We start from the raw sequence: 20,051 nt of genomic DNA on the forward strand, positions 1-20,051 counted from the left end.
AATATGACCATTTTAGAAAACTGGCAAAAATGGACATCGTTTTTAGGGCAAAACGTTATGCAAGCTGAATCAAGTGGTATGCCGAAGAAAATGATTCAAACGGCTGCTGTCCAAATTGGGGAATATTTGGCGACAAATGTCGACCCTAAAAACGAACAAGAGCGAGTGCTGTCGGATTTATGGGGCGTTGCCTCTGAAGATGAAAAACATGCATTAGCGAATTGTGTCATTAAGCTCGTACAAAATAAGCATGTGCAGTAAATAAAAGAGGAGAGCCAATCTCCTCTTTTTGCTATACAAAAAGTTATTTTTCTGTGAAAACGGGAACGTATGTAAGCCTATTTAACAGGCATCAAAAAAAATTAGCAAATAACGCTGTAATTCCATGTATTCTAACTTTCCATTACATAAAAAATCAGCTATGATGGAACTTATAAAGGATTTTTTACGTTAACTAATAGGAAGGGAACGAGTGTGTTGAGCGATTGGTACTTTGAATATGAAATTCAGGTGAATCGCCCTGGATTATTAGGAGATATTGCTTCACTTTTAGGGATGCTTCGTGTCAATATTATATCAATAAATGGTGTAGATGAGGATCGGCGTGGTATGTTAGTGCATACAGACAATGATGAGGCAATTGAGCGTTTTCGTACAATTGTTTCGACAATGGAACATATTAACGTAACCAAATTTCGACAACCAAAACTTCGTGACCGTTTAGCCATTAGGCATGGTCGTTATATTCCTCGAGATGCAGACGAAAAAAACACATTCCATTTCGTAAGAGACGAACTAGGTATTTTAGTTGACTTTATGGCAGAACTCTTTAAAAAAGAGGGACATAAGCTGATTGGTATTCGTGGCATGCCGCGTGTTGGAAAAACTGAATCCATAGTAGCCGCGAGTGTCTGTGCCAATAAAAAGTGGATCTTTTTATCATCTACAATGATTAAGCAAACAGTTCGTAATAAGCTTGTGGGAGATGAATTTAGTCGTAACAATATTTTTATTCTAGATGGTATTGTGACTCGACGTTCATCTGATGAGAAACATTTGCAATTAGTACGTGAAATGATGAATATGCCTTGTATCAAAGTTGTAGAGCATCCAGATATGTTTGTTCAGCATTCAGAATATAAAATAGAGGATTTTGATTATATCATTGAACTGCGTCATCACACTGATGAAGAAATTACTTATGAAATAATGGAAAAAAATCATATGTCCGAATCCGATTCTTTTGGAGGATTTAATTTTTAATTTGATGTTAAAGTAGGTGTTATTAGTGGCAGAATTAGGGACTCGACTGAAAGAGGCGAGACTGTCTAAAGGCTACAGCTTAGACGATTTACAAGAAATAACGAAAATCCAAAAACGTTATTTAGTAGGAATTGAAGAGGGCAATTATTCCATTATGCCTGGTTCGTTTTATGTACGAGCTTTTATTAAACAATATGCAGAAGCTGTTGGTTTGGACGCGGAAGAAATTTTAGAGACATATAAAAAAGAACTACCGAGCACTCCAAACGATCAAGTAAGTCAATCGATGACGAATAGTCCTAGCAGAAGAAAAGTAACGAAAGGCCCTTCGAATAAAATGATGGAGGCTATGCCCAAAATCATTGTTGCTTTATTTATTGTAGTCATTATTGTGGCTATATGGGTGCTATGGCAATCAAAAAACAGTCCAGGGACAAGCGAAGAAAACAATTCTACTCCTGAAATGGAATATGACACAAATGTCAAACCAATTGATAGTGAGAAGGATAAAAAAGAACAAGAAACTAAAGATGCACAGAAAAATGATAAAGAAGATACAAACTCTACAGAAGAAACACCAACTGATGAGGATGACACTGATCAAACCGAAGAGATGAAGCAAACAATTTCCGCAGGTACTGTTGAAGCAGATGGAGCGACAACTTCTTATACGTTAACAGGTACGGATACAATGAAACTTAAAATCGAAGTATCAGGCCCTACATTTGTTGGTATTCGCAATCAACAGCAACAAGAAATATTAACAGATACGCGTGTCTATAATGCCGGGGAAGTAATTGAATTTGACGCCTCAACACAAAACTATGTTCGTATTCGTCTCGGTAATTCAACGCAAGCTAAAATTTATATTAATGACGAACTTCTAACGTATGCACAACAAATTGTAACGCAAAATATCGTCATCAATTTCAATAAAGAACAGTAGTCATCACATGATGACTACTTTCTTTCATCATGAAAGGTGTTAGAAAAATGAACATTCCAAATAAAATTACCATCTCTCGAATCTTGCTTATTCCATTCTTTGTCATTGTTATGATGTTTGATTTTGGCTGGGGAACATTATCACTTTTTGGTGCAGAGATGCCAATCCATCATTTTATAGGCGCACTTATTTTTATCTTTGCTTCAACAACCGATTGGGTGGATGGTTATTATGCACGTAAGTATAATCTTGTGACTACATTTGGGAAATTTTTAGATCCCTTAGCTGACAAATTACTAGTTTCAGCAGCCTTCATTTTAATGGTAGAACTTAATATGGCACCTGCCTGGGTGATTATCATTATTATTAGCCGTGAATTTGCCGTAACGGGCTTACGTCTGATTTTGGCAGGTGGGGGAGAAGTCGTTGCTGCCAATCAGCTTGGTAAAATTAAAACTTGGGCACAAATTGTAGCGATTGCTGCTGCTCTTTTACACAACACAATCTTTACATTGGTTGGTATTCCATTTGATACAATCATGCTCTATATTGCATTGTTCTTTACACTTTGGTCTGGGTGGGATTACTTCTATCTAAATCGACGTGTGTTACTTGAGTCTAAATAAGAAAGGTCTTGGGGATCATGAATGCTGAAATTCTTGCGGTTGGCTCAGAACTATTATTAGGTCAAATTACGAATACAAATGCGAGATTTATCTCAAGTCAATTATCCGAGCTAGGCATAAACGTTTTTTATCACACCGTAGTTGGTGATAATGCGAAACGTCTAGAACAAGCTATCGAAGTGGCAGAGTCTCGTGCAGATCTTATTATTTTTTCGGGAGGACTTGGACCTACGAAAGATGATTTAACAAAGGAAACGATTGCACGTCATCTTGGAGTTTCTCTTGAGTTTGATGAAGTAGCATTAACATATATTGAGCAATTTTTTGCTAAACGAGGACGTCCAATGACGGAAAATAATCGTAAACAGGCATTAATTTTAGCTGGAAGTGAAGTACTAGCCAATCACCACGGAATGGCTCCAGGTATGATCTTCACAAAAAATGATCGCACTTATATTTTATTACCAGGACCTCCAAAAGAGTTAGAACCAATGTTTCAATTTGAGGCTAAACCTAAACTGGCTGCGATGTTTAATGATGGAGGGATCATTGCATCACATGTTATGCGTTTTTATGGAATTGGTGAGGCCGAGCTTGAAGTACAAGTTCAAGATATTTTAGATGCACAAACTAATCCAACAGTTGCCCCACTGGCTTCTGATGGAGAGGTAACGTTACGCGTAACAGCCAAAGCCGCAACAGAGCAGCAAGCCGGGCAGCTTATTGCGGCAAAGGTTGCAGAGATACAGACACTTGTTGGTGATTATCAATATGGTGTAGATGATGATTCTCTTGCCTCAAAAACGGTTGAAATGCTACTGGATAATGAGCTAACAATTGCGGCTGCAGAAAGTTTAACAGCTGGGTTATTTCAATCTGAGCTTGCGGAAATTCCAGGAGTAGGAAATGCGCTTATAGGAGGCGTTGTTACCTATGCAGCTGATGCGAAAGTAAAACAGCTAGGCATATCACAGCAATTAATTGATACACATGGTGTTGTGAGTGCTGAGTGTGCAGCGGCAATGGCAAGCGCTGTTCGTAAGAAATTTGCTACAAATATTGGGATTGGTCTTACTGGAGAAGCAGGTCCTACAGCGCATGATCATCAGCCAGTAGGTACGGTTTGGATTGGTATTGCCATCGATGATGAGGAGCCACTTACCTATTTACTTCATTTATCAGGCATGCGGAATACGAATCGACTCCGTGCGGTGAAATTTACATGCTATTATTTAATGCAGCTATTAGAAGAACGAGGCTACACAAAACGTTATTAAATAGAGTAAAACATAGGAATTTGGGTAGAGGAAAACTATCCAAATTTTTATTTTGGAGAAAAATCGAATAAACGTTCGCTTTTTTCTTGCGTGTTTTCTCAAAAACAAGTATAGTAGAGATAGATAAAAACAGTGAACAGTTTTCGAAGGAGGAAAATGAATGAGTGATCGTAAAGCAGCCTTAGAACAGGCTCTAAAACAAATTGAAAAGAATTTTGGTAAAGGTTCCATCATGAAACTCGGTGAAAAAACCGATTTAGAAATTGCAACATCTTCAAGTGGTTCACTAGCACTTGATGCTGCATTAGGAGTGGGTGGATATCCACGTGGACGTATCATTGAAGTATATGGTCCCGAATCATCTGGTAAAACAACAGTTGCTTTACATGCTATTGCTGAAGTACAGGCAACAGGTGGACAAGCAGCATTTATCGATGCGGAGCATGCATTAGACCCAATCTATGCACAAAAATTAGGTGTCAATATTGATGAGCTATTATTATCACAGCCCGACACAGGTGAGCAAGCACTTGAAATTGCAGAAGCATTAGTGCGTAGTGGTGCTATTGATATTATCGTTATTGACTCTGTTGCTGCCTTAGTGCCAAAAGCTGAAATTGAAGGGGATATGGGTGACTCTCATGTCGGCTTACAAGCACGTTTAATGTCTCAAGCTTTACGTAAACTTTCAGGTGCGATTAATAAATCAAAAACAATTGCTATTTTCATTAACCAAATTCGTGAAAAAATTGGTGTCATGTTCGGTAATCCAGAAACAACACCAGGTGGACGTGCGCTTAAATTCTACAGCTCTGTCCGTTTAGAAGTGCGTCGTGCAGAAGCTATTAAACAAGGTAATGATATTGTTGGTAACCGTACTAAAATTAAAATTGTTAAAAATAAAGTAGCACCACCTTTCCGTACAGCTGAGGTAGATATTATGTATGGAGAAGGAATTTCTAAAGAAGGCGAAACAGTGGATTTAGGCGTGGAATTAGACATTGTGCAAAAAAGTGGTTCTTGGTATGCATATGGTGACGAGCGCTTAGGTCAAGGACGAGAAAATGCTAAACAGTATTTAAAAGAAAATGTTGCTGTTCAGGAAGATATAGCAAATAAAATTCGAGCTTCTTATGGTATTGCGGCTTCTTCTTATACAATTGCTGCACATGATGAAGAAGAGATGGATGAAGAATTAATGTCACTTCTTGAAGAAGAATAATCAACGACTGCATTGTTCCCACTTTATTGAGGGTACAATGCATTTTTTTGTCTATATTCTTAAATTTTTACACATAATAAGAGAGAGGCTAAATAATTCGGTGTTTATTTCCTATGTACTGTTTTTTTTATTAATTGTATTTAACATGAAAATTTTTCTAGTGAAATAGTAATAGGGGGAAAATTCACTGAATGGATAGTACTTACTTTTTTTGGCTAAAGTGGCGAACAGACGCCCGACTATCCTTGACAGAGCTTGAGGCTAGCTATACAATTAAATATGTATAATTTCTGAATTATGACTTTAAATAGGCAGTACATTTTATCTTCATTTAGCAAATGTTTTCTAGTGAAATGTCCTTTTAAATGGATGTCTAAACGCCTACTGGATGAAGATAATGCCTTTGGCCGATGAAACGGGTTTTGTACAAATTCTAACAAAATCTGGTGCATTATTGCTAGGGCGACATAGATGTATGCGCCGACTGAAACTGTAATACCCAAATAGCAAGAGGAGGTGTTCATATGGATGGAATTACTATCATCTCCGCTTTGCTTGGACTCATCGTTGGTGCCGCTGTTAGCTATATCTACATGAAAAAAGTGAATGACTCAAAAATCACTGGTGCTAAACATGTCGCTGAAACAATCGTTGAAGAAGGAAAACGAGAAGCGGAGGCAATGAAGAAAGAAGCACTACTTGAAGCCAAAGATGAAACTCACAAATTTCGTACTGAAGCTGAAAATGACATTCGTGAACGTCGTTTAGAACTTCAAAAACAAGAGAACCGTTTATTGCAAAGAGAAGAGAATCTTGATCGCAAAGATGATGCTCTAAATAAGAGAGAAGCTGGCTTAGAGCGCAAAGAACAAGCGCTAGCCGAAAGACAACAGCATATTGAACAGATGGAGAGCAAAGTGGACGAGCTCATGGCATCACAAAAAACAGAGCTAGAACGTATTTCTGCTTTAACTAGAGATGAAGCTAAATCAATTATCCTAAATGAAGTAGAAAAAGAGTTAGCAACTGATATTGCTGTGATGACGAAGGAAGCTGAAACACGTGCGAAAGAAGACTCGGATAAAAAAGCACGTGAAATTTTATCATTAGCACTACAACGCTTTGCTGCAGATCACGTAGCAGAAACAACTGTATCTGTTGTGAACCTGCCAAATGATGAAATGAAGGGACGTATTATTGGTCGCGAAGGCCGTAATATCCGTACATTGGAAACGTTAACAGGAATTGATTTAATTATCGATGATACGCCAGAAGCGGTAATATTATCAGGCTTTGATCCAATTCGTCGTGAAACAGCTCGACTTGCACTTGAAAAACTTGTACAGGATGGCCGCATCCACCCAGCTCGCATTGAGGAAATGGTGGAAAAAGCTCGACGTGAAGTGGATGAACAAATCCGCGAAACAGGTGAGCAAACTACATTTGAAATTGGTATTCATAACTTACATCCGGATTTAATGAAAATTTTAGGCCGCATGAAATATCGTACAAGCTATGGACAAAACGTCCTAAAACATTCAATTGAAGTCGCACATTTGGCAGGATTACTTGCTGCTGAACTTGGTGAAGATGTAGCATTGGCTCGTCGTGCAGGCTTATTACATGATATTGGAAAAGCCATTGACCATGAAGTTGAAGGAAGCCATGTCGAAATCGGTGTGGAATTAGCAACGAAATATAAGGAACACCCAGTTGTTATTAATAGTATTGCTTCGCATCATGGTGATACTGAAGCAACATCTGTTATTGCGGTATTAGTCGCTGCAGCTGATGCATTATCAGCAGCTCGTCCAGGTGCACGAAGTGAAACACTTGAAAACTATATCCGCAGACTTGAAAAGTTAGAGGAAATTTCAGAAAGCTATGATGGTGTAGAAAAATCTTATGCTATTCAAGCTGGACGTGAAATTCGTATTATTGTACAGCCTGAAAAAATTGATGATTTAGCATCCCATCGTCTTGCGCGTGATATTCGCAAACGTATTGAGGAAGAACTCGATTATCCAGGTCATATTAAAGTAACAGTCATTCGCGAAACACGTGCTGTGGAGTACGCGAAATAATATTGAAAGTTAGAGGTTTCTTTAGATTAACATCTAGAGAGCCTCTTTTTTATTAGAAGCAGAGTCATGTTTAAGGTACATTCATCATAAAAAAGAAGAAGGCTAAACTTTGATTAATGATGAAAGATGTGATGACCATGATTGATCTCCATGCACATATACTGAATGGTGTAGATGATGGGCCAAAAAATGAAATGGACTCCTTGAATATGTTGAAGCAAGCTACAAGAGAAGGAATAACAGAGATTATATGTACATCTCATGCCATGCACCCACAATATCACGTTCCCTATAGAAAAGTAGCAGAGCAGGTAAAAGATTTACAACAACTGCTGCTACAGCATGAAATTCCAATTACACTCCATACTGGCCACGAAATTCGCTTACATGACGAACTTCCTGCATTACTTCAACAGCAGCAACTTCATACTTTAGCACAGTCAAACTACATCCTATTAGAACTACCATCTAGCACGATCCCTGCCTATACGCTTGAGATGATAAAGCAATTAAAGTCATCTGGCTATATACCAATTTTGGCTCATCCAGAGCGAAATTTTGCCATTCGGGAAAATCCAAAGAAACTGGACACACTTATTCAACAAGGAGTATTCACACAATTGACGACAGGGAGTTTGATAGGTTCGTATGGTAAGGAGGTACAGCGTTTATCACTTGCTTTAGTGAGGGGGAATTACATTCATACGATTGCCTCTGATGCCCACGATACACAAAAAAGGAACTTCTGCTATCAAGCAGCCCTTCAATATCTGGAGAAAAAGAAAGAGGTAGATACGATTAATCGTCTATTAAATAATAATGCAAAGGTTTTAGCAAATAAGCCTATTTTGCCACTTGAATTAGATGACATAACGCTAAAGAAACGATGGTTTTTTTTTAATATGTCTTTGTAGAATTGAGCGTGAGAACCACATGAAATTATTCTACACATTAATGTTCAGCTTACTAATTTTTATGAGCCTCATGCAGCCAGTTGCTGGTATTTTTCATAAATTATCTTTAGTAATTAGCTTGTTTATCATCATAGTTTCTGTTGTCCTACATAAAAAAATAATTGTTCAAAATGTACAAGCTAGTGTTTTCTTTAGTATGTATACCTTTTTTTGTGTCATAGCAGCTGGTGTGAATCAGGACATGGTTTTATTGAAAAACAGTCTACAATTAATGTGTCTATTTTTCGCTGTGTCCATTTTTTTTAATGACCTTGTGAAAGAGCATGTTTTAGAAATTATTTTAAATAGTGTCCAAATCGCCTATATACCATTTTTAGTTTTATGCTTTCAGCAAGCGAATTATATGTATGAAGCATTTGCAGGTGTATTTGAGAACCCAAATACAATGGGATTTTCAATGATTGGTTTAATGATTGTTGTGTTGATGAGGCTATATGATGTGGCAATAAAGATGCTACATGGACAACAACAGATAAAAAATATACTGTCATTTCTGCTCTATACGATCATTTATTTAGTTGGAATGTATGTCATTCTGCTATCAAATGCACGTACTTCATTATTAACAGTGGCTTTTGCGACGGTTGTTGTCATTGTTTGTATTGTTAAAAGCATGAACAAAACCTTCCTGCCATTCATAAAGTTTGTCGCACTCTTTACAGCTGTAGGTGTAGGGCTGGTAATGGTGATGCTGAAAATGGATAGGATGCAAGTGGCAGTGCAAAGTATTCTCTTAAAAATGGAGAGAAAGTCTACAAACATAACGGATGGTCGCCTTGAAATTTGGCAATATGTTTTTGAGCATTTTAATTTTTGGGGACATGGTGTCGAATCTTTGTGGTCTATAGGCGTTTCTCATGCACATAATACATTTATTAATATTTTACAGGAAGCGGGATTACTTGCTCTCATTAGCTATGGCTTGTTTCTTTTGACCATTGCCAAAGGATATCGCCAAATGAATGAACAACTGATCGTATTTACAGGCTTGATTATTGTAGCTGTATTAGGCATTTCCACATTTGAAATTCTTTATTTCAATATGCTCCATATCCTTGTATTTGCTGTAAGTGGAAGCATACGAGATAAGGGCAAAATAGCAACTTTGTCTGAATAACCAATAGGCTTGTTTAATATACTTTATTAGCAATGTACACGATTTGCCTATTAGGAGGGGATCCATTTGTGAATGAAGAAATGACAATACAAAGTCTAGTAAAAGTACTGAGAAAACGCTGGTTCTTCATCCTAATGCTGATGGTTCTATCAATAGGCGTGGCGTTATTGATAAGTTACTTTATTCAAACACCGATTTATGAAGCAGAAACACAATTATTAGTTAATCAAAAAAGCTATGAAAATCAGCAACTTATAGGGGCACAGAACGTTGATACGGATCTTCGGCTCATTAATACGTACAATGTGATTATTAAAAGCCCTGTTATTTTAGCGAAGGTTATTGATGTGCTGGAACTTAATATGACGCCTGAGGAATTAATGAAGCAAATCGAGGTTTCGAGTGCTAATAATTCCCAGGTTGTGAATATTCGTGTGCAGGATGAGAATGAAGAGAAAGCCGTAAAAATTGCCAATACGATTGCAGAAGTTTTTAAGGAAGAAATCCCTGTATTAATGCATGTAGACAATATTAATATTCTATTTGTTGCTCAAAATAGTGAGCACCCAGTTCCTGTGAAACCAAATAAAATGCTGAACCTCATTATAGCGGCTATTAGCGGTTTCAGTTTGGCAATGGTGCTTGCGTACTTTTTAGAAACGATTGATAGGACCATTAAAACAGAGCAAGATATCGAGGAAATCTTATCACTACCAGTGATTGGGATTGTTAGCAATATTGAATCACTTACTAGAAAAAAATCAAGAGTCAGGAGGTCAACATAGTGTTTTTCAAGAGAAAAACAAAAAAATCACCAATGGCTCGTAAACTAATTACTGTTTCAGATATGACGTCGATTCCTTCAGAACAATATCGAACAATCCGTGCAAATATTAAGTTTTCTCAACCTAATCAAGATGTGAAAACGATTTTAGTAACCTCATCTATTGCTGGTGAAGGAAAATCTACAAATGCTGCAAATATTGGTGTGGTATTTTCACAAGAGGGCAAAAGCGTGCTCATTGTCGATGCTGATATGCGGAAGCCTACGTTGCACTATACATTCTACCTTGACAATATTTTAGGGCTGTCCTCCGTATTATCACGGCAATCAGCAATACAGGAAGTTATTCAAGAAACCTTTGTTGAAGGGGTGGATATTATTTCAAGTGGACCGATTCCGCCCAATCCTACAGAGCTGTTAGCTTCAGAAACGATGACCAACTTCTTGACTGAAGTGAAAGCTATATACGATATTATTATTTTGGATGCACCACCATTGCTCTTTTTATCAGATGCACAAATTTTATCGAATAAATGTGATGGGACTCTTTTAATTGTCAATACAGGGGTAGTTGGAAAAGCAGCTGTTGTAAAGTCGAAATCAATCTTAACGGTTTCCAAAGCCAATATATTAGGGGTGATCTTGAATAATTATAAGATAAAAGGCAGTACGTATGAGCATTATTATGGAAAAGAATAAGGGTGAAAAATGGCATTGAAAAAGATTCTGCATATTATTCCAACAACAGATTTTGGTGGGATTACGACAATGATTGTAGATATTTGGACGAATACAAATAAATCATTGTACCACTTTGATTTCGTGTCTTTTAATAAGGGGCAATACCATGAAATGATAACCCAACAAGGCTCTAAGATATTTTACGAAAAATACATTACAGAGCAAGGTCCGCTCGCTTATATCAGGAATATTTATCGCATCCTAAAGCAACAACAGTATGACGCAGTTCACGACCACACAGGTTATCGAGCCGTATTTACATTACTGGCAGCACGATTAGCAGGCGTTCCATGCCGCGTATTACACAGTCATACGAATGTTGCAGAAGAGTGGAATAATAAAGTGATCTTAACTTTGTTAAAAAAACTCAGTGTTTTTAATGCAACAAAGTTAATAGCCTGTAGTAGAAAAGCGGGAGAGTTTTGCTTTGATAAGAAACCTTTTGAAGTAATCGCAAATCCAATTGAACTTCAAAAAATAGAATGTCTATCGCTAGAAGAGAAAAGACGTATGAAAGAAGAATTAGCGATACAAGATGGTGATTTAGTGTTAGGACATATTGGACGGTTTGTCCCCGTAAAAAATCATTCATTTTTAATTGAACTAGCTGCAAAATTAAAGCAACAAGGTATCCCGATAAAATTATTTCTAGTAGGTGACGGCCCTTTAGAACAAGACATCCAGCTTCTTGTCCAACAAAAAAACGTAGAGGAGTGTGTTCGATTTTTAGGGCATCGTACAGATATTCTCAAGCTTCTTCAACTCTTTGATAAGTTTCTTTTACCATCGCAATACGAAGGCTTTGGGATTGTCCTTTTAGAGGCACAAGTTTGTGGTATACCCGCTATTGTTTCTTCCACTTTACCAAGAGAAGTAGATCTAAATATTGGTTTATTGCATTATTTAGACCTGAATGGGGAGATGGATAGCTGGATTCAAGCCATTGTGACAAAAAATGTGAAAGTGGATCATCAAATGATTTGTGACAGTATCAAATGGAAAGGTCTTGATGCAGAAACGATTACAAACAAATTATGTGCCGTCTACATATAAAGAATATAAGTCGAAGGATGAGACTATTCAAAAGAAGATTAAAATTACTCATATCATCACCACCATCGGCCTTGGTGGAGCGGAAGCCATGCTTTATCGCCTCTTACAACACATGGATCGGGATGATTACGAGGTAGAGGTCATTTGTTTAACAGAGATGGGATCGTATGGGGAGCTTATAGAACAGCAATTAAACATCAAGGTATCGATATGCGATATGCGTAGCAATCAAGTAAGTGCATTATTGCATTGTTATCGATTATGTCGAGATAGCGATATTATTCAAACATGGATGTATCATGCTAATTTACTAGGGTATATTTTAGCAATCTTGCTAAAAAAGAAATTAATTTGGGGTATTCACCATAGTAATCTTAGTAAACAGGATAATAAACGTAGGACAATTTTTATTGCCAAGCTCTGTGCAAGATTGTCTAAACGTGTAGATGCCATTATTTCGTGTGGACCTAAGGTGAAGGAAATTCATGAAGCAATTGGCTACAGTAGTAAAAAGCATCGTGTTATTGTAAATGGTATTAATACAGATCTATATAAACCAAGCATGAAAAGGCAATATTTTGTAGAGCGATTTGATATCGTCAATCAATCAATTTTATTGCATGTGGGTAGATGGGACCCATTAAAGGATTATGCGAATTTGATGGCAAGTTTAAATCATTTAAGACAGCAACGACAAGATTTTTATCTATTTTTAGTCGGCTATGAAATCGATCACTCGAATCGAGAATTATTGCAAATGATTAAGGATGCCCATTTAGAGCAGGTGACATTCTTATTAGGCAGTAGAGAGGATATGCCGCAGTTAATGGCAGCAGCAGATTTATTCGTTTTATCCTCAGTAGGAGAGGGACTACCGAATGTATTAGTGGAGGCTCTGGCTAGTGGTACATGTTGTGTCACAACAAATGTTGGGGATTGTGCCTATTTGGTTGGGAATAGTGGCGAGGTTGTAGCTGCTAAAGATGCAGAGGCTTTAGCAAGTGGGATTAATACGGCTTTAAATTACAGTTCACAGCAATATGCACAAAAAGCGAGTCTTGGTCGTGAACATGTTTTAGCAAACTTTCAAATTCAACAGGTCGTTGCGCAATACCAATCATTATATCCAGCGATTTTAAATGAAAGTCCATCCTAATTAATAGAAAGGTGTGCTCATGAAAGAAATAAAGATTGGAGCCATTCTTTCTTATATAACGATCGGCTGTACAATGCTCTCCTCGCTAATTTTCACACCGATTATAATATCACTCCTTGGTCAGAAAGAATTTGGTTTATATTCCTTAATGATAGTACTTGTAGGCTATCTCTCCATTTTAGATTTGGGGTTAGGCAATGCGATTGTACGCTATATTGCTAGAAATCGAGCAGCAGCGGATAAGGTATTAGAAGCATCATTAAATGGATTTTTTCTGAAGTTATTTATTGGCATCGGCTGTCTTACTTTATTGATAGGATTTTTCTTATTTTCCCATGTGGCTATTATTTTTGGGCAAAGCCTATCGGGGGAACAATTAGAAAAGGCTAGGCTAATGGGCTTTATCATGACGATTAGTTTAGCGATGCAATTCCCGTTAGGTGTCTTTACTTCCATCCTACAAGCATATGAAAAATTTATTTTTATTAAATTAACAACATTATTACAGGTGATTGTACAGCCTTTGACAATGTTGTTTTTTTTGTTACAGGGAACAGATGCGGTGACACTCATCTATATTATCGCGATATATAACATACTTTTTTTAGTGTTAGATGCCATTTATTGCATGAAGGTGCTGTCCATCCAATTTACATTTACCTTCAAAAATACAGCACTTATAAAGGAAATCTTCATCTATTCATTTTTTATTTTTATCACGGTTATTGTTGATAAAATTTATTGGCAAACCGATCAAGTATTATTAGGCATTTTAAAGGGAACCGAGGATGTTGCTATTTATGCAGTAGCGATTCAAATTGTGCTGATTTTTATGTCACTAGCTTTAGCGATTAGCGGATTATTTTTACCTCGTATTTCTATGCTTGTAACAAAAGAAGATGGATTAGTAGAAATTAATCAGCTATTTATTAAAGTGGGAGCCATTCAATTTTTAGTAGTGGGGTATATACTAGGTGGTTTTTTCCTTTTTGGTCGTGAGTTTCTACTGTTGTGGCTCGGGCAAGATTTCATTGCCATTTATGCAATTGTACTCATTATTATGTTGCCGTTTAGTATTGATCTCATACAAAATTTAGGTCTTAATGTGCTGAAGGCAAAAAATATGTTTAAATTTAGAACCATTTTATTAATCAGTGTTGCCGTCGCAAATATTGTCGTATCCATTCCAGCTATCTATTTTTATGGCAAGGTCGGCACGGCAATTATTACAGCTTGTTCTTTATTTATCGGAAACGTCGTCATTATGAATATTTATTACCATAAGAAAATCGGCTTGGATATCTTTGGGTTTTGGCGAACTATTGGTAGGCTAGTTCTCGCTTTTGCCATCGCTATTTGCTGTAGTCGACTGTTATGGGAACTAACAAACTTTCATGTTACTTGGCTTTCTATTAGTTTATCTATTTTTTATTATACGCTATTGGCAGCTGCCAGTCTTTTCTGTATTGGCTTGAGGAAAGAACAGAGAACAAAGTGGATAGAGCTTTGCCGTAAAGGAGGCAAAAAGTTTTGGCGTTCAAAGTCTTAGTAAGTGTTATTGTGCCAGTTTACAATGCTGAGCAATATTTGGAGAAATGTCTCGCAAGTATTTGTCATCAAACATTAAAGGATATTGAAATTATTGCTATCAATGATGGCAGTCAAGATCGATCATTATCCATCTTGCAAAAATTTGCCCAACTCGATCAACGCATAACCGTTTTTAATCGCGAAAATGGTGGTGTCAGTCAAGCAAGAAATGTAGGAATAGAACATGCTAAAGGTCAATATGTCACCTTTGTAGATGCAGATGATTGGCTAGAGCTAACAATGCTTGAAGAACTGTATCAAGCATGCAGGTTGACTGGTTCCCATATTGCGAAATGCGATTTATTTTGGCAAGAAGCGGAAGGCAGTAGACAATTACATTATCCAGCCAACACTTACCGTTTTTACAATGCCATAGAGTGTTTACACAAATTATTTACTGAAATAGGAGAACAACATTTTGGTTTTGCCAGCTGCAAATTGTATGAAAAATCCTTTTTAGATTTGCATAAGCTAAGGTTTGATGAGGGGATGAACTTCGCAGAAGATACAGTTTTTCTAACAAGAGCTATCCTCAAAAATCAATCTATCTGTCATGTACCAAGACAGCTTTATTATTATAATGTAACCAATCAATGCTCCTTAACAAGAAAAGCGATGGTTCATTTACGGCATAATTATGATGTATTGTATAAAAAGCTCTTAAAAGAATTACAGTGTGGAGAGGTTTATGGTGAAGTGAAAAATAGCTTTCTGAATTACCAATTCGAAGGGTTATTGATTATTCTTCATCAAAGTGCTACTAAACAAAATATGAAGTATGAGCTTCAATCCTTTTTAAAGGCTTATCCAGACATACTAAAGGTTAAGTTAATAAATCGCAATATGAAACAGCTTGTTTTTTTAAAGCTCATCAAAATGAATTGGCTTACCTTATCCTCGACACTGATTTACATGAATGTGAAAAAGCCCAAAGTGATTTCACGCTGTTAGATTGTATTTTTTATTTTGCGTAATCCTTCGCCTAGCGGTACAATTAGGGATGGTATTCAAGGTGCGAAGTAAAGTCTCTAGCACAATCATAGAGGCGTAATGGAAAGAAAGAGTGGTTAAAAAATGAAGGTTTTATTTATTGGTGATATTGTTGGTTCAATTGGTCGAGATGCGGTGGAAAAATATTTACCTCGCTTAAAAAAGAAGTATAATCCAGATGTTGTTATTGCAAATGGGGAAAATGCTGCGGCAGGCCGAGGGATTACTCGTAATATTTATAACAGCCTGTTACAAATGGGTGTAGATGTCATTACAATGGGCAATCATACATGGGACAATAAAGATATTTTTGATTTTATTGATGACGCGGATTATTTAATCCGTCCGGCAAACTTTTCAAGTGAAGCACCTGGTAAAGGTATGGTCCAAATTTCTAAAAATGGTGTGACATTATCTGTCATAAATTTACATGGTCGTGTATTTTTACCTCCACATGAGGATCCGTTTACAATGGCAGATCAATTGATCGAAGAAGCTCGACAAATATCTCCACTTGTCTTCGTGGATTTTCATGCGGAAGCGACTAGTGAAAAAATTGCTCTTGGTTGGCATCTAGATGGGAAAGCTTCAGCGGTTGTTGGGACACATACACATGTGCAAACAGCAGATGCGCGAATTTACCCAAAAGGTACAGCTTATATTACGGATGTTGGTATGACGGGTCCGTATGATGAAATTTTAGGTATGACAAAGGAAAGTGTCATCTATAAATTCCAAACAAATATGCCATCTCGTTTTGAAGTACCGAAAAACGGACGAGAGGTTTTAAGTGGTTTCTTTGTAGAGATGGATGATCGAACAGGAAAAGCCATTGCCTGTGAACGCATTTATATAAATGAAGATTATCCATTTCAAGGATAGATAAGTCGAAGAATGTTTTTTTACGTTTCTTTTACGAGGATATAGGTTTCTTTGTCAAATTAGTCTATTTCCGTTTTACGGAGCATAAAATGTGCTACGGACAATAACTTGAGGTCCAAAAAGGGGGACATGAGTTGTTGAGCGTAAACACTATTCGCGAAACGGGGAGGAATAATTGTGGATTCATTAAAAGTATCATCACGCTCTAATCCAAATTCAGTTGCAGGTGCATTAGTCGCGGTAATCAGAGAAAAAGGGCAGGCAGAAATGCAAGCAGTTGGGGCGGGGGCACTTAACCAAGCCGTGAAAGCAGTGGCCATTGCACGCGGATTTGTAGCGCCAAGTGGCACAGATTTAATTTGCGCACCGGCGTTTGCCGATATTTTAATTGCTGGCGAAGAACGTACAGCCTTGAAGCTGCTAGTGGAAAAACGTACTCGATAAAAAAGTAATGAAGTAAAATGCTCTGTCACATAATAATGTGGCGGGCATTTTTTTCGTTTTCCTGTTTTACATATGATAGATGTCACTTGAAATAGGTGCGTGATTTTGCTTGGATTTGAAAATTACAACTTTATGAACAGGATTTTCAGTCAAAGGTCTGATTTTCACCTAAATCGTGGAGAAACAATAGTCCAGACGGTTTCTTCGTGTTAAACTTATGAAGGAAAAATAATAGTACACATTGGATTTAAGGAGTTGTTGACATGTTACATCAGCTTTCATGGAAAGTCGGTGGGCAACAAGGTGAAGGGATTGAGAGTACTGGTGAGATTTTCTCAATGGCAATGAATCGTCTAGGCTATTTCCTATACGGTTATCGTCACTTCTCTTCTCGAATTAAAGGTGGCCATACGAATAATAAAATTACAGTTCGTCCAACAGAAGTACGTGCAATTGCGGATGATTTAGATATTTTAGTGGCATTCGATCAAGAAACAATCGATGTCAATTATAAAGAGCTTACAGAAAAAGGTATTATTTTAGCTGATGCAAAATTTGATCCTGTTAAACCAGAGGATTCCAAAGCGCCATTATTTGCAGTACCGTTCACAGAAGTAGCAGCTGAGCTTGGTACTTCGTTGATGAAAAACATGGTGGCTATTGGCGCAACAGCGTCATTGCTAAACCTAGAGGATGCAGTATTCCAAAATGTTGTCGATGATATTTTTGGTAAAAAGGGCGAAGAAGTCGTTCAAAAAAATATGGAAGCTATTACACGTGGTCGCCAAATCATGAATGAGCTTTTAGTTGATCGTATAGGCGAATGGGAGCTTGCACCTGCAGATGGCAAACGTCGTATGTTTATGATTGGGAACGATGCAGTAGCGCTTGGCGCATTAGCAGCTGGGACACGCTTTATGGCAGCCTACCCAATTACGCCGGCTTCAGAAATTATGGAATATTTGATTAAAAAATTACCGAAATTTGGTGGTACGGTAATTCAAACGGAAGATGAGATTGCAGCAGCAACAATGGCAATCGGAGCTAACTTTGGTGGCGTACGTTCCTTTACCGCTTCAGCGGGTCCTGGTCTTTCATTGATGATGGAAGCAATCGGTCTTTCAGGTATGACAGAGCAACCATTAGTAGTAGTGGATACACAACGTGGGGGCCCTTCAACAGGATTACCAACAAAGCAAGAACAATCTGACTTGATGGCTATGCTTTACGGAACACATGGAGAAATCCCTAAAGTAGTCATTGCACCTTCGACGATGGAGGAAGCTTTCTTTGATACAATCCAAGCATTTAATATTGCAGAGGAACTACAATTACCAGTCATCTTAATGACAGATTTACAATTATCTCTAGGAAAACAATCTGTTGAGCCATTTGATTATAATAAAATTGAAATTCGTCGCGGTAAAATTGTGATTAATGACCTTGAAGAAGCGGCAGACAAAGCCTACTTCAAACGCTATGAAGATACAGAGGATGGTATTTCACCTCGTGTATTACCAGGTACACTACATGGTATTCACCACGTTACAGGTGTTGAACATGATGAAACAGGGAAGCCGTCTGAGGCAACGGGTAATCGCCAAACACAAATGGATAAACGCTTCCGTAAATTAGAGAGTTTGAAATTTGATAACCCAGTCTTTGTCAATGCACCACATGAGGAAGCCGAGATTTTATTAGTAGGCTTTAACTCAACAAGAGGCGCTATTGAAGAAGTACAAGAACGACTGAATGCGCAAGGAATGAAAGTGAATCACGCACACATTCGTTTAATTCACCCATTCCCAACTGCAGAAATGACATCTCTAGTTGCACAAGCGAAAAAAGTGATCGTTGTAGAGAATAACTATACAGGTCAATTAGCTAATATTATGAAGATGAATGTTGGTGGTCACGATAAAATCGCGACAATCACTAAATATAATGGTACACCATTCTTGCCAGGTGAATTAGAAAATCGTGTGAAGGAGTTGACTCGCTAATGGCAACATTTAAGGATTTTCGTAATACAGTGAAACCAAACTGGTGCCCAGGTTGTGGAGACTTCTCTGTACAAGCAGCTATTCAACGTGCTGCTGCAAATGTCGGTATTGAACCAAATGAACTTGCGGTCATTTCAGGCATTGGTTGTTCTGGTCGTATTTCAGGTTATATCAATTCTTATGGCTTCCATGGCATTCATGGTCGTGCACTTCCAATTGCACAGGGCTTAAAAATGGCTAATCGTGATTTACATGTCATCGCTTCTGGTGGTGATGGTGATGGATTTGCAATTGGTATGGGGCATACAATTCATGCAATTCGCCGTAATATTGATATTACTTATATTGTTATGGATAACCAAATCTATGGTTTAACAAAAGGTCAAACATCACCACGTTCTGCTGCTGGATTTATTACAAAATCTACACCAGGTGGAGCGATTGAACCATCATTAAAACCATTAGAGGTAGCATTAACAAGTGGTGCAACATTTGTGGCACAAGGCTTCTCTACAGATATTAAAGAGTTAACAGCTTTAATTGAAGCTGGTATTAACCATAAAGGCTTCTCATTTATCAATGTCTTTTCACCTTGTGTAACGTATAACAAAGTGAACACATATGATTGGTTTAAAGAGAACCTAACAAAGCTAGCGGATGTCGAAGGTTATGATCACTCAGATCGTGGTATGGCGATGCGTACAGTGATGGAGCACGAGGGCTTAGTAACAGGCATTATTTATCATGATACAGAAACAACGTCGTATCAAGAAAAAGTACCTGGCTACTCAGAGCTACCATTAACAGATATCGATATCAAAATGAGCGAAAATGATTTCAATGATTTAGTAAAAGAATTTATGTAAAAATGATAGAATCGAAGCATTTGGAATGATGAC

At 37.5% G+C, this 20,051-nt stretch carries 19 protein-coding genes; all 19 read left to right on the forward strand.

What is annotated here, in order from left to right; all coding sequences use genetic code 11:
• The first annotated feature begins 3 nt into the window (after positions 1-3).
• Complete coding sequence (locus JTI58_RS14790; RefSeq protein ID WP_004224939.1) at positions 4-261, forward strand: DUF3243 domain-containing protein; 258 nt, start codon at positions 4-6, stop codon at positions 259-261.
• Between the two features lie 216 nt (positions 262-477).
• Positions 478-1,263: a DUF3388 domain-containing protein gene (locus tag JTI58_RS14795; RefSeq protein WP_026023397.1), complete on the forward strand. Its 786-nt coding sequence runs from the start codon at positions 478-480 to the stop codon at positions 1,261-1,263.
• A 16-nt stretch (positions 1,264-1,279) separates the two neighbouring features.
• Complete coding sequence (locus JTI58_RS14800; protein ID WP_205442023.1) at positions 1,280-2,209, forward strand: helix-turn-helix domain-containing protein; 930 nt, start codon at positions 1,280-1,282, stop codon at positions 2,207-2,209.
• Between the two features lie 47 nt (positions 2,210-2,256).
• Positions 2,257-2,835 carry a CDP-diacylglycerol--glycerol-3-phosphate 3-phosphatidyltransferase gene (gene pgsA, locus JTI58_RS14805; protein WP_205442024.1) on the forward strand — a complete coding sequence of 193 codons (579 nt, stop codon included), beginning with the start codon at positions 2,257-2,259 and terminating at the stop codon, positions 2,833-2,835.
• Positions 2,836-2,852: 17 nt separating this feature from the next.
• On the forward strand, positions 2,853-4,112 hold the full coding sequence (locus tag JTI58_RS14810; protein WP_205442025.1) for a competence/damage-inducible protein A: 1,260 nt from the start codon (positions 2,853-2,855) through the stop codon (positions 4,110-4,112).
• A gap of 160 nt (positions 4,113-4,272) precedes the next feature.
• Complete coding sequence (gene recA, locus JTI58_RS14815) at positions 4,273-5,334, forward strand: recombinase RecA (RefSeq protein WP_205442026.1); 1,062 nt, start codon at positions 4,273-4,275, stop codon at positions 5,332-5,334.
• A gap of 524 nt (positions 5,335-5,858) precedes the next feature.
• Positions 5,859-7,418, forward strand: coding sequence for a ribonuclease Y (gene rny, locus JTI58_RS14820; RefSeq protein ID WP_205442027.1), 1,560 nt, complete (start codon positions 5,859-5,861; stop codon positions 7,416-7,418).
• Between the two features lie 116 nt (positions 7,419-7,534).
• Positions 7,535-8,332 (forward strand): tyrosine-protein phosphatase, encoded by a 798-nt coding sequence (locus tag JTI58_RS14825; RefSeq protein WP_243456046.1) that lies wholly within the window; start codon positions 7,535-7,537, stop codon positions 8,330-8,332.
• A gap of 19 nt (positions 8,333-8,351) precedes the next feature.
• The gene (locus JTI58_RS14830) at positions 8,352-9,509 is read left to right on the forward strand and encodes an O-antigen ligase family protein (protein ID WP_205442028.1); all 1,158 of its coding nucleotides are present in this window, start codon (positions 8,352-8,354) and stop codon (positions 9,507-9,509) included.
• A gap of 68 nt (positions 9,510-9,577) precedes the next feature.
• Entirely contained in the window at positions 9,578-10,294 is a 717-nt protein-coding gene (locus JTI58_RS14835; protein WP_205442029.1) for a YveK family protein, read from the forward strand.
• Complete coding sequence (locus JTI58_RS14840; protein ID WP_205442030.1) at positions 10,294-10,992, forward strand: CpsD/CapB family tyrosine-protein kinase; 699 nt, start codon at positions 10,294-10,296, stop codon at positions 10,990-10,992. Before JTI58_RS14835 ends, JTI58_RS14840 begins: the two co-directional genes overlap by 1 nt.
• A gap of 9 nt (positions 10,993-11,001) precedes the next feature.
• On the forward strand, positions 11,002-12,087 hold the full coding sequence (locus JTI58_RS14845; RefSeq protein WP_205442031.1) for a glycosyltransferase: 1,086 nt from the start codon (positions 11,002-11,004) through the stop codon (positions 12,085-12,087).
• A complete protein-coding gene (locus JTI58_RS14850) occupies positions 12,044-13,243 on the forward strand; it encodes a glycosyltransferase (RefSeq protein ID WP_243456048.1) in 1,200 nt (399 codons plus the stop codon). The genes JTI58_RS14845 and JTI58_RS14850 overlap by 44 nt, the downstream gene beginning before the upstream one ends.
• 19 nt (positions 13,244-13,262) lie before the next feature.
• A complete protein-coding gene (locus JTI58_RS14855; RefSeq protein ID WP_205442033.1) occupies positions 13,263-14,792 on the forward strand; it encodes an oligosaccharide flippase family protein in 1,530 nt (509 codons plus the stop codon).
• Positions 14,774-15,784, forward strand: coding sequence for a glycosyltransferase family 2 protein (locus tag JTI58_RS14860; protein WP_205442034.1), 1,011 nt, complete (start codon positions 14,774-14,776; stop codon positions 15,782-15,784). Before JTI58_RS14855 ends, JTI58_RS14860 begins: the two co-directional genes overlap by 19 nt.
• A gap of 123 nt (positions 15,785-15,907) precedes the next feature.
• On the forward strand, positions 15,908-16,705 hold the full coding sequence (locus tag JTI58_RS14865; RefSeq protein WP_205442035.1) for a TIGR00282 family metallophosphoesterase: 798 nt from the start codon (positions 15,908-15,910) through the stop codon (positions 16,703-16,705).
• A 177-nt stretch (positions 16,706-16,882) separates the two neighbouring features.
• A complete protein-coding gene (locus JTI58_RS14870; RefSeq protein WP_053594284.1) occupies positions 16,883-17,149 on the forward strand; it encodes a stage V sporulation protein S in 267 nt (88 codons plus the stop codon).
• Between the two features lie 263 nt (positions 17,150-17,412).
• A complete protein-coding gene (locus JTI58_RS14875; protein WP_205442036.1) occupies positions 17,413-19,152 on the forward strand; it encodes a 2-oxoacid:acceptor oxidoreductase subunit alpha in 1,740 nt (579 codons plus the stop codon).
• On the forward strand, positions 19,152-20,018 hold the full coding sequence (locus JTI58_RS14880) for a 2-oxoacid:ferredoxin oxidoreductase subunit beta (RefSeq protein WP_004224896.1): 867 nt from the start codon (positions 19,152-19,154) through the stop codon (positions 20,016-20,018). The genes JTI58_RS14875 and JTI58_RS14880 overlap by 1 nt, the downstream gene beginning before the upstream one ends.
• Positions 20,019-20,051 lie beyond the last annotated feature (33 nt).

The organism is Lysinibacillus fusiformis (genome assembly GCF_016925635.1).
Lineage (GTDB): Bacteria > Bacillota > Bacilli > Bacillales_A > Planococcaceae > Lysinibacillus > Lysinibacillus fusiformis_F.

Bases quoted from the DNA above. Each gene is read 5' to 3' on its own strand.
- JTI58_RS14790 (WP_004224939.1), top strand. From the start codon at position 4: ATGACCATTTTAGAAAACTGGCAAAAATGGACATCGTTTTTAGGGCAA.
- pgsA (WP_205442024.1), top strand. From the start codon at position 2,257: ATGAACATTCCAAATAAAATTACCATCTCTCGAATCTTGCTTATTCCA.
- JTI58_RS14810 (WP_205442025.1), top strand. From the start codon at position 2,853: ATGAATGCTGAAATTCTTGCGGTTGGCTCAGAACTATTATTAGGTCAA.
- recA (WP_205442026.1), top strand. From the start codon at position 4,273: ATGAGTGATCGTAAAGCAGCCTTAGAACAGGCTCTAAAACAAATTGAA.
- rny (WP_205442027.1), top strand. From the start codon at position 5,859: ATGGATGGAATTACTATCATCTCCGCTTTGCTTGGACTCATCGTTGGT.
- JTI58_RS14825 (WP_243456046.1), top strand. From the start codon at position 7,535: ATGATGAAAGATGTGATGACCATGATTGATCTCCATGCACATATACTG.
- JTI58_RS14830 (WP_205442028.1), top strand. From the start codon at position 8,352: ATGAAATTATTCTACACATTAATGTTCAGCTTACTAATTTTTATGAGC.
- JTI58_RS14845 (WP_205442031.1), top strand. From the start codon at position 11,002: ATGGCATTGAAAAAGATTCTGCATATTATTCCAACAACAGATTTTGGT.
- JTI58_RS14850 (WP_243456048.1), top strand. From the start codon at position 12,044: ATGCAGAAACGATTACAAACAAATTATGTGCCGTCTACATATAAAGAA.
- JTI58_RS14855 (WP_205442033.1), top strand. From the start codon at position 13,263: ATGAAAGAAATAAAGATTGGAGCCATTCTTTCTTATATAACGATCGGC.
- JTI58_RS14865 (WP_205442035.1), top strand. From the start codon at position 15,908: ATGAAGGTTTTATTTATTGGTGATATTGTTGGTTCAATTGGTCGAGAT.
- JTI58_RS14875 (WP_205442036.1), top strand. From the start codon at position 17,413: ATGTTACATCAGCTTTCATGGAAAGTCGGTGGGCAACAAGGTGAAGGG.
- JTI58_RS14880 (WP_004224896.1), top strand. From the start codon at position 19,152: ATGGCAACATTTAAGGATTTTCGTAATACAGTGAAACCAAACTGGTGC.